This is a genomic window from Bacillus sp. CPT56D-587-MTF, assembly GCF_058792335.1.
This window is the reverse complement of sequence record NZ_JBYTEF010000001.1, coordinates 1,887,837-1,904,150: the sequence shown is the minus strand read 5'-3', so window position 1 is coordinate 1,904,150 and position 16,314 is coordinate 1,887,837. Positions and strand designations below refer to the sequence as shown.

Annotated in this window: 17 protein-coding genes and 1 pseudogene; 3 read left to right on the top strand and 15 right to left on the bottom strand. The window is 34.3% G+C overall.

The window, feature by feature from the left end:
- Positions 1 to 33: 33 nt before the first annotated feature.
- The 7 genes from AC3WVZ_RS09890 to asnB form a co-directional block, all read right to left on the bottom strand.
- Positions 34 to 681 (bottom strand): nitroreductase family protein, encoded by a 648-nt coding sequence (locus tag AC3WVZ_RS09890; protein ID WP_001105288.1) that lies wholly within the window; start codon positions 679 to 681, stop codon positions 34 to 36.
- Positions 682 to 779: 98 nt separating this feature from the next.
- Positions 780 to 1,655, bottom strand: coding sequence for a D-amino-acid transaminase (dat, locus tag AC3WVZ_RS09885; RefSeq protein ID WP_000648383.1), 876 nt, complete (start codon positions 1,653 to 1,655; stop codon positions 780 to 782).
- 126 nt (positions 1,656 to 1,781) lie between these two features.
- The gene (locus AC3WVZ_RS09880) at positions 1,782 to 2,744 is read right to left on the bottom strand and encodes an ABC transporter substrate-binding protein (RefSeq protein WP_000581989.1); all 963 of its coding nucleotides are present in this window, start codon (positions 2,742 to 2,744) and stop codon (positions 1,782 to 1,784) included.
- A 238-nt stretch (positions 2,745 to 2,982) separates the two neighbouring features.
- Positions 2,983 to 3,969 (bottom strand): N-acetylmuramoyl-L-alanine amidase, encoded by a 987-nt coding sequence (locus tag AC3WVZ_RS09875; protein WP_000779891.1) that lies wholly within the window; start codon positions 3,967 to 3,969, stop codon positions 2,983 to 2,985.
- A gap of 102 nt (positions 3,970 to 4,071) precedes the next feature.
- Positions 4,072 to 4,401 carry a hypothetical protein gene (locus AC3WVZ_RS09870; RefSeq protein ID WP_000200455.1) on the bottom strand — a complete coding sequence of 110 codons (330 nt, stop codon included), beginning with the start codon at positions 4,399 to 4,401 and terminating at the stop codon, positions 4,072 to 4,074.
- A gap of 51 nt (positions 4,402 to 4,452) precedes the next feature.
- Positions 4,453 to 4,812 carry a GNAT family N-acetyltransferase gene (locus AC3WVZ_RS09865; RefSeq protein ID WP_000627520.1) on the bottom strand — a complete coding sequence of 120 codons (360 nt, stop codon included), beginning with the start codon at positions 4,810 to 4,812 and terminating at the stop codon, positions 4,453 to 4,455.
- A 93-nt stretch (positions 4,813 to 4,905) separates the two neighbouring features.
- Positions 4,906 to 6,807: an asparagine synthase (glutamine-hydrolyzing) gene (asnB, locus tag AC3WVZ_RS09860; RefSeq protein ID WP_233936328.1), complete on the bottom strand. Its 1,902-nt coding sequence runs from the start codon at positions 6,805 to 6,807 to the stop codon at positions 4,906 to 4,908.
- A 217-nt stretch (positions 6,808 to 7,024) separates the two neighbouring features.
- Here asnB and AC3WVZ_RS09855 point away from each other — a divergent pair, with 217 nt between their 5' ends.
- Positions 7,025 to 7,489: an Hsp20/alpha crystallin family protein gene (locus AC3WVZ_RS09855; RefSeq protein WP_001288085.1), complete on the top strand. Its 465-nt coding sequence runs from the start codon at positions 7,025 to 7,027 to the stop codon at positions 7,487 to 7,489.
- A 122-nt stretch (positions 7,490 to 7,611) separates the two neighbouring features.
- On the opposite strand, the pseudogene AC3WVZ_RS09850 reads toward AC3WVZ_RS09855, so the two are convergent.
- Both AC3WVZ_RS09850 and AC3WVZ_RS09845 read right to left on the bottom strand, forming a co-directional pair.
- Positions 7,612 to 8,981: pseudogene (locus AC3WVZ_RS09850) on the bottom strand (IS1182-like element ISBth7 family transposase); the annotation flags it as partial.
- Between the two features lie 121 nt (positions 8,982 to 9,102).
- Positions 9,103 to 9,690, bottom strand: coding sequence for an SCO family protein (locus AC3WVZ_RS09845; RefSeq protein WP_000833331.1), 588 nt, complete (start codon positions 9,688 to 9,690; stop codon positions 9,103 to 9,105).
- Between the two features lie 335 nt (positions 9,691 to 10,025).
- Here AC3WVZ_RS09845 and AC3WVZ_RS09840 point away from each other — a divergent pair, with 335 nt between their 5' ends.
- On the top strand, positions 10,026 to 11,000 hold the full coding sequence (locus AC3WVZ_RS09840) for an MBL fold metallo-hydrolase (RefSeq protein ID WP_233936327.1): 975 nt from the start codon (positions 10,026 to 10,028) through the stop codon (positions 10,998 to 11,000).
- Positions 11,001 to 11,329: 329 nt separating this feature from the next.
- On the opposite strand, the gene AC3WVZ_RS09835 is transcribed toward AC3WVZ_RS09840, so the two are convergent.
- The 4 genes from AC3WVZ_RS09835 to AC3WVZ_RS09820 form a co-directional block, all read right to left on the bottom strand.
- Entirely contained in the window at positions 11,330 to 12,172 is an 843-nt protein-coding gene (locus AC3WVZ_RS09835) for a DegV family protein (RefSeq protein ID WP_001169470.1), read from the bottom strand.
- Between the two features lie 154 nt (positions 12,173 to 12,326).
- Positions 12,327 to 12,578, bottom strand: a complete 252-nt coding sequence (locus AC3WVZ_RS09830; protein ID WP_000629012.1) for a DUF2535 family protein — start codon at positions 12,576 to 12,578, stop codon at positions 12,327 to 12,329.
- Positions 12,579 to 12,907: 329 nt separating this feature from the next.
- Entirely contained in the window at positions 12,908 to 13,648 is a 741-nt protein-coding gene (gene tatC / locus AC3WVZ_RS09825; protein WP_000431523.1) for a twin-arginine translocase subunit TatC, read from the bottom strand.
- A 42-nt stretch (positions 13,649 to 13,690) separates the two neighbouring features.
- Positions 13,691 to 13,876 (bottom strand): twin-arginine translocase TatA/TatE family subunit, encoded by a 186-nt coding sequence (locus tag AC3WVZ_RS09820; RefSeq protein WP_000492443.1) that lies wholly within the window; start codon positions 13,874 to 13,876, stop codon positions 13,691 to 13,693.
- A 213-nt stretch (positions 13,877 to 14,089) separates the two neighbouring features.
- Between AC3WVZ_RS09820 and trhA the strand changes: the two genes are divergently transcribed.
- Positions 14,090 to 14,746, top strand: coding sequence for a PAQR family membrane homeostasis protein TrhA (gene trhA, locus AC3WVZ_RS09815; protein ID WP_233936326.1), 657 nt, complete (start codon positions 14,090 to 14,092; stop codon positions 14,744 to 14,746).
- A gap of 40 nt (positions 14,747 to 14,786) precedes the next feature.
- Here trhA and AC3WVZ_RS09810 read toward each other — a convergent pair whose 3' ends face one another.
- Positions 14,787 to 15,506, bottom strand: a complete 720-nt coding sequence (locus tag AC3WVZ_RS09810) for a lysophospholipid acyltransferase family protein (RefSeq protein WP_000616577.1) — start codon at positions 15,504 to 15,506, stop codon at positions 14,787 to 14,789.
- 110 nt (positions 15,507 to 15,616) lie between these two features.
- Positions 15,617 to 16,252 carry an FMN-dependent NADH-azoreductase gene (locus AC3WVZ_RS09805; protein WP_000170025.1) on the bottom strand — a complete coding sequence of 212 codons (636 nt, stop codon included), beginning with the start codon at positions 16,250 to 16,252 and terminating at the stop codon, positions 15,617 to 15,619.
- Positions 16,253 to 16,314: the final 62 nt, after the last annotated feature.

Sequence of the window (16,314 nt, the reverse complement as noted above, 5' to 3'; positions counted from 1 at the left end):
CATTGTTAATTCAATGTCTTTTCTATACAGCAATTAAAAAACAAACGTTGTAATCTCATCTACTTCTTTTCTTGGAAGTTTCTTCGGTTTATCTTTCGGAAATCCGAGTGAAATAACCATATTTATTTGTTTTTCAGGCTCAACTTGTAAATATTGGCGCAGTTCATCTTGAGCTAGCAATACTGGCCCTGTCATTGGACAAGTACCAAGTCCCTTTGCATGTGCAGCTAACATTAAGTTTTGTGCCGCTAAACAGCTACTCTTAATGCCTTCTTCCTCCCAAACTGAATTTGGAACAAAAGCAATTGGATCAAATATCTTTTCACGGAACTTTGATTCATATGGTGTTGCCAAACATACGATTAATACTGGTGCCTCCGAGAAAGCTGTTGCATATGGTCCGAAAGAACGTGTAAGTAATTTCCCTGCTTTCTCTTCTCCATTTTCTGCTGCTTTTGCCGCAAGTTTATGTAATGCATCCCACGTCATTTGTTCAATTTCTTTAATCTTCTCTCGATTCATGATAACTAAGAATTCCCACGTTTGTGAATTCGTATCACTTGGTGCGTAACGAGCACAATCAATTATTTCTTTTATATCATTAGTAGATACTTCTTGATCTGTAAACTTTCTAACACTTCGTCTTCCGTGAATTACTTCTTTAAAATCTTCATAATTCATATATTAAATCCCCTTTTTACAGCGTTTTCAAAACTTGTCCTATGCTTGAATTATATCATGAAAAAAAGCCGGAAGAATACCAGCTTTTTTCTTCATGATTAATTTGTCACTTTAAACAAACGAATACTCTCTTCGTATGCAGCTTGTAGTTTTTTCGTAATTGGTCCTCTTTCACCAGCCCCGAACTGTTCATCACCAATTTGAACGACTGGGAATATTTCAAGTGGCGTCGCTGTAAAGAAGCACTCCTCAGCGTCATATACTTCTTGTAATGAAAACTCTCGTTCCTCTACATCGATATGTAACTCTTTCGCTAATGTAATTACATAGTGACGTGTAATACCATGTAAAATGAAATGATCCGCTGGATGTGTAATCAACTTATTATTCTTCACGATAAAGAAATTGGAATGACACCCTTCAGTCACAATACCATCTCGTACTAATATTGCTTCTTGATACCCTTGTTCATTTATTTTGTTTTTGATCATGATATTAGGAAGCAAATTTAAAGATTTTATATGGCAAAACTTCCACCTGATGTCCTCTTCTACTGTCACCTTAATCCCTGCCTCCATTGAAGCAACTGGTCTTGGGAACGAAACAAGATTTGCAAAATATGTCGGTTGTAAATCTGATTCATATACATGATTGCGCGGTTGTGCACCTCTTGATATTTGTAAATATACATTCCCATCTTCTTGAAATTGATTTTTTTCAATCATTTGATATAACTCTTCTACTAATTCTTCCTTCGTAAATGGTGGAATTAGTTTTATTTCTGCCATAGAGTTAAAGAATCGTTCCAAATGTAAATCTAATAAATGAGGCTTGCCATCGTATAGTCTAAATACTTCATAAATCCCATCACCAAATTGGAAGCCTCTCTCTTCTAATGCTACCATCGGCTGTTCTTCTTTCGTATTAATCATTCTCCCATTAAACAAGATCCAATCTTTATGAGTAGCTTTCATTCTTCCCCACTCCTTTATCACATGATTGATTTTATTGTACAACTTATGACACCCTTAAAGAAGGAATTTTCTGTATTTTCACAAACTAAAAATACATCACTTCGTAAAAGTGATGTATTTTATCATTTATTTAAGGAAATATTTTTCAATATCATCTAACATAAGGTTCGCAGCTTTAATACCGCCTGCTGTATTCCAGATTACCTCATCCACTTGGAATACTTTATTATTTTTAGAAGCCTGTAGTTGCTTAAAGAGTGGATCTTCTGTCCATTCCTTCGCTAACGAATTTCCTTCATTATTCTTATCTGCATCTTTATCAGACGTGAAATAGAATAAGTAGTCTCCGTCCATATTTGGAATCTGCTCTTTTGTAATTCCTTTTATCGCAAAATCATCTTTATCTTGTAATGGTGGTCGTTTAAATCCAATATCATTTAAAACAACGCCCGAGAATGAGTTTTTTTGATAAATACGAACATCACCTGGCACGAAACGAATAATAGAAACTTTAGAATTCAATTTATCGCCTAACTTCTCTTTCATTCCTTCAATGCGTTTTTTATAATCATCAAGAGCTTTTTGCCCTTCTTTTTCTTTATTTACAGCTTTTGTATAAAGTGTAAAGTTTTCTTTCCAATCACCGCGTAATGTTTCTGCATAAACAGTTGGTGCGATTTCTTTTAGCTGATCATATATTTTTTCATGACGCATTTTATTTCCGATAATTAAATCTGGCTTAAGCTTCATTACAGCCTCTAAATTAATATCACGTTCAGTTCCTACAACTTCCGTGTTTTTTAACTCTTTCGCTAAATGAGGATACCATTCATCACCAGCACGTGGTTTCGTAGTCCCCACTGGCGTTACGCCCACAGCTAGGAGAGCCTCTGCGCCTTCATTTGTTAAAACAACAACTTTTTTAGGTGTACCATTTACTGTCGTTTCACCCATTGCATGCTTTACCGTATATGAATCTTTTGCTTTCGCTGATATATTATTTTCTTTTTTCTCTTCTTTACTACATCCTGCAATTACAACCATGAGTATCATAATGCAGAACATAATTAGTTTTTTAGTATGTATCATATGTCCTCCCTAGATGAAATCGATTATCATTAACATTTAAAGATTAATGTATCTTACATACATTGTCAATGTATATCAGAAAACTTTTTTAATATATACTATTTAGATTCTATCCGCTTTGCTAATGTTTCTTTTTAAAACATAGTGCATAAGTATGAAAAAAATGTTGTTATTAAAATGCGTATCCTTGTTATACATAACAAGGATACGCATCCATATTGCACTATCATTTCAATTCCTAATATTGAGTATACTTAATATACGCTGGGTCATTATATACCCACTGATTTCCACCAAGGTTTAACCAACCATTTTCATTTATATATACTAAATAAGATTCTGGAGAATTTAATTGGCGGATAACTGCAGATGTAGTTGATGGACCACTTCTTAAATTTACATTCATCCCTTGTATATATGCAACCCCAATCGGGCTTCCATCACTATTGCTTGTCTTTACAAAATTAATGTAAGAAGAATCATTATACACCCATTGTCCATTCCCCAAATCTAGCCATCCGTTACTTTCTTGATATACAACGTAAGATTCTGGAGAATTTAATTGACGAATAACTGAGGAAGAAGTTGATGGACCATTTCTTAAATTTACATTTTTCCCAAGAACATAAGCGATTCCCTTCGTTTGAGGTACCGGTTGTGGGTTAGGAGGTTGTGGATTTGGAGCTACTCCAAAAATAGCTGCTATTCCATTTGCATACGCTTGACTTAGATCTTCAATAAATTGTGGATTTTTTAATAAATTTGCATCAAAAGCTGTATCAATAAAAGCAGTCTCAGTTAAAATTGCATCCATTGCGGTTTCTCTTAATACCGCATAATTTTCTTTTTTTGCTCCTCGATCACGAAGACCATATTTTGTTAATACAGGATTGACAGCTGTATGCATTTTTTGTTGCTTTGCATATGCAGTGCTGCTATTGGATAACGCATTATAAATATAACTTTCAAAACCTGTACCCCCGCCGCTATTAATATGAAATGAAATAAAATAATCCGCACTGAAAGCATTAGCAATATTAGCACGTTCAGATAAAGAAATAAACACATCACTATCACGTGTCATTTTAATTGTAATTGGGTAATTTACCGTTAAAATGTCTCGAACGCGTCTAGCAATTTGAAGTGTTAAGTTTTTTTCTACTAAACCATTACCAACAGCACCAGAATCATATCCACCGTGCCCTGCGTCTATAACAAGTTTCATTTTATTGCCCCGCCCCTTTCTTGTAATATGTTTGCATTTCTACTCGTCCTATTTTATGTGAAATGTACAAATTCTGTTACAATTGCAAATAAAAAAACCGCCTTATGTAAGGCGGTTTCTATCATCTTGCTTTAACCAATTTAAAATAAATATATACGATTGATAGTGAACATAACGTATGCAAAATAAAATAAATAAAAGTGCTATTCCAACACCACTATAAAGTAAACCGAACTTTAAAAAAACATTTACAAGTGGTGGAAAGTTTATTAGATTTTGTAATGTACTAAGCATACAAAACATAATGAAAAAGACAGGGACGTATTGTAATTCATACGGCTTTTTTTTCTTAATCATTCTTTTCCGAATGATTATATGACATAATTCTGCTACTATAAAGCACCCTCCAATTAATACAAGACCAGAAGTCATCGCCATACATCCACCTGCCTTATATTTATTGTATCGCATAAATAATCATCGTTATATTTTCTTTACGTACTCTTCATCTTCTGAAGTAAAACCAAAACTCTCTATGAAAGACTTCGCCTTTTCTGTTAATTTCTCTTTTAGCACTTTTATTTCTTTCACATTTCTTTGTTTCATCATTTCTTCAAATGTAAAATACGTATTTGTACCATAACCGTAACCTTGGTAATCAAAATGAATAATTAGCTGTGATAAAACAGCCCGTTCCTCTTGTACACTATAATCTATTACACCAATATATGTATCATCAACTTTCACACAGTACTGTACCTTTTTCTCACCTAAACTATGCGATTTAAACATTTCTTTAACAACGCTTTCATTTTCTACAGTAACTTTCTCAAACGTAATCATATGTTGTCCATCCTTTTACTATTATTGTATCAATAATACTTCCTATTTATGAAAAAAACCTTAAGACCGTATGCGATCTTAAGGTTTTTCTAATTAAACTAAGCTATACGCACGTTTTGTTTCTTCATGGAACTTATTCGTATCGTATTTATGCTCACCATAAATTTGGTGCCATACCATAAACGCAAGTACAGTCCAAATTTTACGGCTATAATCGCCTTTATCTGCACAATGTGCTTCCAGTAAGTTTAATACATACTGTTTGTCGATTAAATGCTCTGTCTTACTTTCGTTTATAATATTTATAGCCCAATCATGCATTTCGTCTTTTAACCAGTGACGAATTGGTACTGGGAATCCAAGTTTTTTACGATCTAATACGTGATCTGGAACGATTCCGCGTGCTGCTTCACGTAAAATGGCTTTCGTAGTTCCGTTAGCAATCTTAAATTCAGTTGGAATTTTAGATGCAACATCGAATACTTCTTTATCTAAGAACGGTACACGAAGTTCTAATGAGTTTGCCATTGTCATTTTATCAGCTTTTAATAAAATGTCACCGCGTAACCATGTGAACATGTCAATGTACTGCATTTTACTTACATCATCATAATCTTTAATCTCGTTATACAATGGTTTCGTGATATCCATATAGTTAACACTTTCATTGTAATACTTCATTAATTCAGCTTTTTCTTCTTCACGGAAGATTTTAGCATTTCCATAGTAACGCTCTTCAATTGGTGTACATCCACGCTCTAGGAAGCTCTTACCTTTAAATCCTTCTTTAAGAGCACCACTTAATGCTTTTAGAACGCTCTTACCTGGGCTAGGAATGTAAGAGAACATTTTTAGTGAGTTTGGCTCACGGTAAATGTTATAACCACCAAATAGCTCGTCTGCGCCTTCACCAGAAAGAACAACTGTTACATGTTTACGTGCTTCTTTCGCAACGAAGTACAATGGTACAGCTGCTGGATCAGCTAAAGGATCATCCATATGCCAAATGATTTTTGGGAACTCATCCATAAATTCTTTCGCTGAAATGAATACGTTATGGTTTTTAACGCCTAATTTCTCAGCAGTTTCTTTCGCAACATCAACTTCACTGAAACCACGTTGCTCAAAACCAACAGAGAATGTTAAAAGATTTGGATTCATTTCTCTTGCGATAGAAGCGATGATAGATGAATCGATACCACCAGATAAGAATGAACCTACTGGTACATCACTACGCATATGCACTTTTACTGAATCGTATAACACATCACGAATTGCTTGGATATGCTCCTCTTTCGTTGCACTTGAAGCGTTGAAATAAGGTTTCCAGTAGCGATGGATTTCCATCTCTTTACCGATTTCTTTTACGAAATAATGACCAGGCTCGATTTTATTAACATCAATTGTTAAAGTTTCTGGCTCCGGACCATATTGGTACGTAAAGTAATGTTGTAGTGACGTTGGATTAACGCCTTTATCTTCCATCACATGCATAATACTTTTCTTCTCAGATGCGAAGAATGTAGTATCACCTTGTTGTGCGATGTATAAAGGTTTAATACCGAAGTGGTCACGTGCACCGAAAAGTTTCTTTTCTTCACGATCCCAAATCATAAATGCAAACATACCACGAAGGTAATCTACACATTTTTCTTTCATATGTGCATACAATGCAATGATAACTTCTGTATCAGATTGCGTTGCAAACGTTGCACCTTTTTCAAGTAACATTTCACGTAATTCTACATAGTTGTAAATTTCACCATTAAAAATAATTACATATCGATCATTTTCATAAGTTAGCGGCTGATGTCCTGCCTCTAAGTCAATGATGCTTAAACGGCGGAAGCCAAATTGTACATGTTCATCACGAAAATATCCTTCGTCATCTGGACCACGGTGGAAAATCATCGTGTTCATATTTTCAAATTGATGTTTTTCTGTTTCTGAAAACTCTCTAGGGTTTTCACATAAACATCCTACAAAACCACACATACTTCTTACCCTCTTTCAGTTTTCATTCTGTCTCTATACTACTATATCAACCCTATTTATACTAGCATAATCAACTGAATATGGCGACCAAAAACTATAAAAAAATCACTCCATTTCACATTTTTAACAATTTTTTATGAAAACATGAAAACTAGGCACTCACCTTTCTCCGCTTTTGTCATATGATATTGCAAATTGATTTCTAGGAGGGAATACCATGAGTGAAGAAAAAAAAGATTCTTCTCGCCCACCGGTTCGTAATTACTTAAAGCAAATTGATGATTTCTTCGAGCAAACACCTCTTCGCAATGTAATCGCTGATTTAAATCATTTTTTCCAAAAAGGAAACCGTTTATTAACATTCCCTGTAGATTTATATGAAGTTGGTGAAGAACTCGTTGTTACAGCTGAACTACCAGGTATACAAAAAGAACAAATCCAAATTGAAATACAAAGTGAATACTTAAAAGTCTCTGTAAAAGAAGAGATACTTGAAGAGGAAGAAGAACAAACATCCCATAACTATTATCGCCGAGAACGTTCCATTTCAGAAGCATCAAGATTGATTAAATTGCCGTATTCAATTAATAAAAAAGCGGCAAAAGCTTCTTATCAAAACGGCGTATTAGAAATTCGGGCGCCGAAACTTCCCCAGCAACATGACATTTTATCGATAGACTAATGCAAAAAAACAAGGGTGCTATGCACCCTTCAGAGTGTTGGGAAACCCTTTAGGGTTCCCAACACTCTGGAATCTTTTTTGATTTTAGCGAATAAAAACAACATAAAATAATAGAATTTTAAAAAATAGCCCTCCACCTGACCCTTTTTGGTCAGGTGGAGGGCTATTTTTTTCATGTTTTGACAAGCTGCGGTGAGATAAGCTTGCATTTGGACAGACTTCAGCCCTCGAAACCGGGCATAGCGGTAGCCATGTAGTTCTTTGGCGTCTGCAAAGCTTCGCTCTATAGTGGAACAGCGTACTTTATACAACCTTTTCCCTGTAGCTGTTAGCTTGTTTTTTCTAGCAATATCCTTATATTTCTCCCACACATGATGAGTGATAACTTTTTGTTTTTGTTTCTTTGAAAAGCACACCTCACGTAACGGACAAACAGCGCAGTCTTCTGGATTCGATTTGTATTGACGGTATCCTTCACGATCAGTTGTTACATATTCTAGAATACATCCCATCGGACAAGCGAAAACATTCATTTCTTCTACATATTTAAATTGGCTTTTCGGTACTTCTTTATTCCGTTTTCCAAATCGGCGATACCCCATCACCATAAATATATTCCGTTCTGATAGTTTCTTACAGATATATCCTGTAAAATAGCCAGCATCAAGGGCAACAGCTTCTACTTTGAAGTCGAATTTATCAATCTGAGCTTGGAGGCGTGCTAAATACGGCTCGGAATCTGCCATATTTCCAGCCGTTACATAGGTATCTGTAATAATATTGTACTTCGCATCAGTCGTACGATGATCCAAGAAATGAAAACCATTTGGTTTTCCATCTCTCATTAAAAATCCACTATCTGGATCCGTTGTACTTATACGAGTTTTTTTGGTAGGGGTATCACTTTCCTTTCTAGGTTTTAATTCTTTTTTCCATGTACCTCACGATCTTCGATTACCGCAGCTTCTAGCTCGTCTATATAAAACTTTGCTTTTTCTTTTTTATATTTATGTACAAATTTATTTTTATTGGCATTGGCCTTAATATGTGTAGAATCTGTCATCAGTGCACGTCCTCCTACCATCCGGTGCTCCGTCGCTTGTCTCACAATCTCATCAAAAATTTCTTCGAAAATATTTGTATGAATAAAACGAGTACGACGATTCCAACTGATTGTAGAGTGATCCGGAATAGTATCCGATAGAGAAAACCCTAAAAACCAACGGTAGGCAATATTCGTTTTAATTTCCTTTTCCAATTGACGCTCAGAACGAATACCGTAAAAATATCCAATAAACATCATCTTAAATAAAACAATAGGATGAATGGACGGGCGTCCATTGTTTTCACAGTAATAAGGGCGTAACTTCTCTTCAATAAAATCAAAACTAATTGTCGCTTCAATTGCACGAAGGAAATGATCTTGTGGAACCAACTCTTCTACAGAAACAGATACACGCTCATCACGATGATTTTTTAAAGCACCCATCATAAAAAATCTCTCCTTTTCCTCTTTTTTATCAGTGTTGACACATAAAAAGAGGTTCAGACACAAAAACAGGCTGTGGAGAAGACTTTCTCCACAGCCTGAAGGGTGCTATGCACCCTTATTTTTAACCCACTAATCGCTTCATATCACGTATAATGTCTTCGTATGGCGTATTACTAATGCCACTATACTTTTTCATTACTTTTCCGTTTTGATCAATTAAATAAAATGATGTACCATGCATGACCTGACCGTTCTCCGGCTTATCTACAAGTGATTGGAAATTATCTTTTGAAAACTTTGTAATATCTTCTAACGAATACCCCGTTAATAAATTCCAGTTACTAGTATCCTCTGTAAACTTTTGAATAAAAGCTTTCAGATTTTCTGGCTTATCAAGGTCTGGATCTACACTAAATGAAACAAACTGAACGTCTAATTTCTCTTCTTTTGCCATCTTTTGAAGCTTGGCCATATTTGCAGTCATTGGTGGACAAACTGTCTGACAATTTGTGAACATAAAATCTGCAACCCAAACTTTCCCTTTTAAATCTTTTGTACCAAATTTCTTTCCATCTTGATTTGTAAATTGGAAGGTTTCTAAATCCCAATTTAATGGTTTACGAAGCTTTGAACCTGATTCACTACATCCAGCAAGTACAAAGAGACAAAATACAACCATAAGACCAATTATTTTTTGATAACGCTTCATTTATAAACCTCTTTTCTCTATCCTAAATTTAAATAGGTTATGTTTATAATAACAAAAGTTAACACTACGAGAAAATTGTTTACTACATTTGTTCACGAAATCGTACGAATTTACGTATGTTACTTTTTTATTTCAAGCGAATTACTAGACAAAATATATTTTTTTACTATTATTTCTCTAAATAAAAGTGATAAAACTAATTTTATTGTTACTTTTGTAAATACCTCTCCCTATTTTTTAACAATTCCTTAAACATTAATCCATGTTTTACACTGTATTCCTTAACAACATTTCGGTACAATACAAATACAACGATTTTAAATGAGGTGATGTTCATGGCAAAGCGCTATGAAAATATGGATAATGTTAGTACAAAAAAATCAATTCGCTCTTTTTTACGCTGGCGTAAAGAACGAAAGCAAAACAAAAAAGATTTTTCTTTCTTAGTAGAACAATCACCCGTTAAACAAAGTGCATTTTTGCAAAGTAATGTTGAAAAAACGACTATCACATGGATTGGGCATTCCACTTTTCTTATCCAAACGAATGGACTTAATATATTAACAGATCCAGTATGGGCTAATAAATTAAAGCTAGTTCCAAGACTTACAGAACCTGGACTCTCTATAGAAGCACTACCTAAAATTGATATTGTCCTTATTTCACATGGTCATTATGATCATTTAGATTTTTCAACTCTTCGTCAGTTGAATGATGATGTTCTATATCTTGTACCTATTGGATTAAAAAAATTATTTACTCGTAAGAAATTTAAACATGTAGAAGAGTATAAATGGTGGGAAAGTACGATAATTAACGAAGTTTCTTTTCACTTCGTACCCGCTCAGCACTGGACGAGAAGATTCTTATTTGATATGAATACGTCTCACTGGGGTGGATGGATTATTGATAATGAAACGACTATGGAAACCATATATTTTTGTGGTGACAGTGGCTATTTCCAAGGTTTCAAAGAAATTGGTGAATGCTTTTTAATTGATATTGCTCTTATGCCCATTGGCGCTTATGAACCAGAATGGTTTATGAAAGTATCTCATGTTTCACCTGAAGAGGCCGTGCAAGCTTATTTAGATTTAAACGCTACGCATTTTATACCAATGCATTACGGAGCTTTTGCACTCGCCGATGAAACACCTCGTGAAGCAATAACTAGACTTCGAAATAATTGGAATTTGCGCATGTTACCGTGGGAACAACTGCATGTACTCTTTTTAGGTCAAACTTTTATTTATAGTAACGCAACAAATAATAAGCAAATAAACGAAAAAATTGAAACTTTACATGTGTAACGTAATGACTGATTTTCTATATCCAACATATAATATAGAAAATCCTATAGTGAAACTTTAATTAGTGGGTTTTCTTCATCCCCACTGATTATTTGCCTTCACCAATCAAGCTTTTACGGGCAGCCCGCTACCTAACCTCTTTGCTCCAGCTAAACTTGAGGTAGAGAGTTTTACTGTCCACAAATAGCGGGATAAAGGGTGTTTTCTATGAATGAATATTTACAGACTCGCTATATCATTAGCGGTAGTGCCTGTGTAGCTCTTCTTATTTCTTACTTTCTATTTACATAAAAAAGCTACTTGAAATATATTTTCAAGTAGCTTTTTTATTACTCTGCTAAATACATAAATCCGATTGCGCCCGGACCTGTATGAGTACTAATAATAGGCGTTGTATAGAAAATTTCTGATTGAGCAAATCCACTTACTTTTTCAACCGCCGCTTTCATACTTTCAGCTAAAGGAATTGCTTTCGCATGCGGAATTGCAACAGCTTTTACGACTTTTCCAGCCGTATCTTGCTCAAATAACTTAGCTAATGTTTTTACAATTTGGCCTTGGCTACGAACTTTCGTTACAGGATTATAAACACCGTCTTCAAGACTAGCAATTGGCTTTATATTAAGTAGAGAACCGATAAACGCTTTTCCTTTACCGATACGTCCACCCTTCACTAAGTTTTCTAATGTATCCACTACTACATATAAACGAGTATTCTTTCTTACTTCATCTACACGTTTTAAAATTTCTTCTAGTGAGCGTCCGTCATTTGCCATTTTTGCAGCTTCAATTACTTGATATGCTAAAGCATGTGTAATAAATTGAGAATCAACAACTGTTACTTTTGTATCAGTCATTGATGCAGCGCTATTTGCAGTTGCTACAGTACCGCTCATTCCACTTGTCATATGGATAGAAAGGACTTCGCTTCCATCTTCCCCTAGCTTGTCATACATTTCTACAAATGTACCCATAGCTGGTTGTGATGTTTTTGGTAATTCCTCTGATTTAATCATTTCTTCAATAAATTCGTCAGGTTGTAAATCAACGCGATCTAAATATGTTTGTCCATTTACAGAGATTGATAATGGTAAAACATGAATGTCATACTTTTCGATTACGTCTTGTGATAAATCTGCCGTTGAATCTGTTACAATTTTAATTTTTTGCATACTATACTTCTTCCCTTTCCAATACGCTCTCCTTGTTATTATACTAGTATTCCCATTGCTTTCAACAATTTGGAACGAAATTTCATCAAATTAATTATATTTTCATATCTAAAATGAAAAAGACAGAGTTTACTAACCCTGTCCGTACTTCGTATCATGCATTTTTTTCAAGGGTATTTGTTTTATATACATTTAAATAATCATTCCACTTCAAACAATTTTGTAAATATTCACGGAAAGAATACGAAAATCTTGGGTGTTTTTGTTTTTGAATTTTTGCAATAAATAATTGAAGACGAGACTGAATTAGAAACGATAATGGATGCTGTGCCTGTAGGACAGGGATTTCGAATATTTTAATGCAATCCCCTGTTGAATGAGTGAAATAAAAACTTTTCGTAATCACAATATCAATCCTCTTTTTCATTGGATTTTTGAACTTCCTCTACTTTGCGCTGTAACACGTTGTTTAAAGTGGAGTAAAATCAGACTTATATGATTTCTGTAGTCCTTATGGCTAGAAGATTTATACTCTATTCATCTCCACCTAATTCACCTTCCCGCCCTAAATATCTCTGAGACGGGAATCTCATTATCCATCAATTGTTTAATACATTTAGTATAAGCTTATAAAAGCGCAAAGTTTGTCTAAATTTTGGAGATTCTATAATTTTTTTCTTCTATATATTGTATACGTTTATAGCTATAGTATAACAAATAAATAAAAAAGTGCCTTTATAACGAGGCACTTTTCGACTGCATTTCTTCTCTTTTCTTTTTCCTCTTACTAACAACCTTTGATAACGCAATACTTACTTCATAAATACAAATAAGCGGCACTGCAACTAAACTATGAGATAAAAAGTCTGGCGGTGATATACAAGATGCAATGATAATTAATGCTACGTAAGCATACCTTCTTATTTTTATTAAAAATTCCGCCGTAAGTATTCCAATACTAGTTAAAAACATTACAACGACTGGCAATTCAAAAATCACAGCAAATGGAACTGTTAAATTAAGTACAAAATGAAAATACTTTTCTGTCGTAAACATCGTATTAAACATTTCATTACCTATCGTAGTTAAAAAGTGAAATAGAAACGGCATTACAATAAAGTATCCAAAACATAAACCTGCAATAAATAATATAGACAATACCGGTATATACATTATTGTCATCTTTTGTTCATTTGGATGTAAACCCGGTTTTACAAATAACCAAATTTGTATAGCAGCAAAAGGAATTGTACAAACGATAGCAAATACTGTAGCAATCGAGAAAAAAATCCACAATACATCACTTGGACCGAGAACAGTTAATTTCATTGGTAAATCTTTTACAAGCCAAAAATAAATATCCTTTGTAAAAGTAAATCCAATAATTAAAAATAGTACAAAGGATAACACCGTATATATTACTCTTTTTCGAAGCTCAACAATATGTTCTACTACGCTCATTTCCCGATTTTCCATCTCGTTCACCACACTTTATTTATCCAGTACAAGGAAAATACACTACATTTTTTCTTTCTTTTCCTTTTCTTGAAATGCGTCATCTGTCAATTCTTTCGTTGATTTTTTAAACTCTTTTAACGTTTCCCCTAAAGCCTTCCCGATTTCCGGCAATTTTTTAGGTCCAAATAAAATGAGTACTGCTACTAAAATTAAAATTAACCCTGGAAAGCCAATATTTGAAAACATTTCCCCATCCCCTTTATTAGTAGTTTCCTTGTCCTACTATTACATAATTTTATTTTGTCAAAAAAGTTTGAAAACGTCAACAAATCCATTGTCTTTTGTCAAAAAAATTCAAAAATATAATCAATTATACAAATTTCATTTTCTATTGCTCTTGTGTATGATATGGTAAGGGAAATGACATATTATTTTATGATAGTAGAAAGGATTTGCATTATGACTGAAAAAATGACACGAATGACCCAATTTGTAAAAGAAGAAATTGCAAATGCAATTACACATGGTATCGGTGCCATTTTAAGCATCCCTGCCTTAATCATATTGATTATTCATGCTTCTAAGCACGGTACCGTATCAGCCGTAGTTGCATTTACTGTTTATGGTGTAAGTATGTTCTTACTGTACTTGTTTTCAACATTGCTACATAGCATTCATCATCCTAAAGTAGAAAAAATATTTACTATTTTAGATCATTCAGCCATTTACTTATTGATTGCTGGCACGTATACTCCTTTTCTACTTATTACACTTCGTGGCCCATTAGGATGGACGTTGCTTGCTATAATATGGACACTAGCAATCGGAGGTATCGTCTTCAAAATTTTCTTTGTACGTCGCTTTATTAAGGCATCAACGCTATGTTATATCATAATGGGATGGCTCATAATCGTTGCTATTAAACCACTTTATGAAAATCTAACTGGACATGGTTTTTCACTACTTTTAGCAGGTGGCATTTTATATTCTGTCGGAGCTATATTCTTCCTTTGGGAAAAGCTACCTTTCAACCATGCCATATGGCACCTGTTCGTTTTAGGTGGTAGTGCGATGATGTTCTTCTGTGTACTCTTTTATGTCTTACCTACAGCATAATAAAAAGGATTCAGCTTACGATAAGCTGAATCCTTTTTTATTACTTATGTAATTGTGATGCAATAACTTCCTGTGTATGCTTCGTTAATTCTTTAATATCCATATTCGCATAATCTTCAGGTGTAATCGGCTTAGAAATTGTTACTGTTGCATGAGCTGGCTTCATACGATTTCCATTGGCTTCAAACATCTTATATGTACCATCTAACGTTACAGGTAAAATTGCTACACCTGACTTTACTGCAAGATGAAAACTACCAGCCTTAAACTCTCCAACTTCGCCACCCTTACTTCTCGTTCCTTCAGGGAAAATTACGATAGAATGTCCATTCTTTAATAGTTCAATTCCATCTTTAATCGCTTGAAGAGATTGACGACGATCGCTACGATCCATAAATACACAATTCATCAGTTCCATCCAAGTTGGTACAACTGGGAACTTTTTAATCTCTGCTTTTGAAACGAATCCAATTGGTTTATTTAAGTAACCTAGTAAAACAGGGATATCCATATTACTTTGGTGATTACTTACAACTAGTACTGGCTTGTCTTTCGGAACATTTTCAAGTCCTTTCACTTCTACTGCCCCTCCAGCTACACGTACCATTTTCTTACCAAACCAATTTGTCGTTTTATACACAGCATTGTCTTTTTCTTTTGGCGCCATCGTATTTACTTGTCTTTTAAGACGCCACATTCTCGGTGTAATCGCAATTACGATTAAAATTAAATAAAAGATTTTAAAAAACGTTTGAATCATACAGAACCCCCACCTATTATCATTCCGACCTTCATTATACTAGACAAACGAAGGAAAAAGAAGAAAAAAAGTCCAAACAGCAAGTGTTCGGACTTTTTAAGCATTCTATATTAGAAACGTTTTGCTAATTCACGAGCATTAGCAATTGCTGCTTCTTTAATTTCTTGTGCTTTTTCAGGGTTTGCATTCATGCCTTCAACTGCAATATATTCAGTATCATTCACACCGACAAATCCTAATACAGTCTTTAAGTGATTACGACCGAAGTCTACAGCTGCGTATGCTCCTTCAGAATATACGCCACCTGTTGCTTGAATGTGAAGTGCTTTTTTACCTTCTAATAAGCCGACTGGACCATTTTCAGTATATTTGAATGTTTTACCTGCGATTGCTACGTTATCTAAGTATGCTTTTACTACTGGTGGATAGCTAAAGTTCCACATTGGAGTTACGAATACATAACGATCTGCATTCATAAATGTTTCTAAGTTTGTGTTCATTGCTGCTACTTTTTGTTGTTGAACTTCAGTTAAAGCTTCAAAGCCTTCACCTGCTGCAAATTTACCCCAAGCAGCAAATACATCTGCATCAATTGCTGGTACTGTAGTGTTGAATAAATCAATTGTTACAACTTCGTCTTGTGGATGTTCGTTTTTATAAGCTTCGATGAAAGCTTCCCCTACTGCCATTCCGAAAGAACCTTCTGCTGAATTTGGATTTGCTGTAATAAATAGTACTTTTGTCATTGTATTCTCTCCCTTTTTTCTCTTTATCTTTAATTCAAGATTTGTTTTTTAAAAGTTAATAA

Bases quoted from the DNA above. Each gene is read 5' to 3' on its own strand.
- AC3WVZ_RS09890 (WP_001105288.1), bottom strand. From the start codon at position 681: ATGAATTATGAAGATTTTAAAGAAGTAATTCACGGAAGACGAAGTGTT.
- dat (WP_000648383.1), bottom strand. From the start codon at position 1,655: ATGAAAGCTACTCATAAAGATTGGATCTTGTTTAATGGGAGAATGATT.
- AC3WVZ_RS09880 (WP_000581989.1), bottom strand. From the start codon at position 2,744: ATGATACATACTAAAAAACTAATTATGTTCTGCATTATGATACTCATG.
- AC3WVZ_RS09875 (WP_000779891.1), bottom strand. From the start codon at position 3,969: ATGAAACTTGTTATAGACGCAGGGCACGGTGGATATGATTCTGGTGCT.
- AC3WVZ_RS09870 (WP_000200455.1), bottom strand. From the start codon at position 4,401: ATGACTTCTGGTCTTGTATTAATTGGAGGGTGCTTTATAGTAGCAGAA.
- AC3WVZ_RS09865 (WP_000627520.1), bottom strand. From the start codon at position 4,812: ATGATTACGTTTGAGAAAGTTACTGTAGAAAATGAAAGCGTTGTTAAA.
- asnB (WP_233936328.1), bottom strand. From the start codon at position 6,807: ATGTGTGGTTTTGTAGGATGTTTATGTGAAAACCCTAGAGAGTTTTCA.
- AC3WVZ_RS09855 (WP_001288085.1), top strand. From the start codon at position 7,025: ATGAGTGAAGAAAAAAAAGATTCTTCTCGCCCACCGGTTCGTAATTAC.
- AC3WVZ_RS09845 (WP_000833331.1), bottom strand. From the start codon at position 9,690: ATGAAGCGTTATCAAAAAATAATTGGTCTTATGGTTGTATTTTGTCTC.
- AC3WVZ_RS09840 (WP_233936327.1), top strand. From the start codon at position 10,026: ATGGCAAAGCGCTATGAAAATATGGATAATGTTAGTACAAAAAAATCA.
- AC3WVZ_RS09835 (WP_001169470.1), bottom strand. From the start codon at position 12,172: ATGCAAAAAATTAAAATTGTAACAGATTCAACGGCAGATTTATCACAA.
- tatC (WP_000431523.1), bottom strand. From the start codon at position 13,648: ATGGAAAATCGGGAAATGAGCGTAGTAGAACATATTGTTGAGCTTCGA.
- AC3WVZ_RS09820 (WP_000492443.1), bottom strand. From the start codon at position 13,876: ATGTTTTCAAATATTGGCTTTCCAGGGTTAATTTTAATTTTAGTAGCA.
- trhA (WP_233936326.1), top strand. From the start codon at position 14,090: ATGACTGAAAAAATGACACGAATGACCCAATTTGTAAAAGAAGAAATT.
- AC3WVZ_RS09810 (WP_000616577.1), bottom strand. From the start codon at position 15,506: ATGATTCAAACGTTTTTTAAAATCTTTTATTTAATTTTAATCGTAATT.
- AC3WVZ_RS09805 (WP_000170025.1), bottom strand. From the start codon at position 16,252: ATGACAAAAGTACTATTTATTACAGCAAATCCAAATTCAGCAGAAGGT.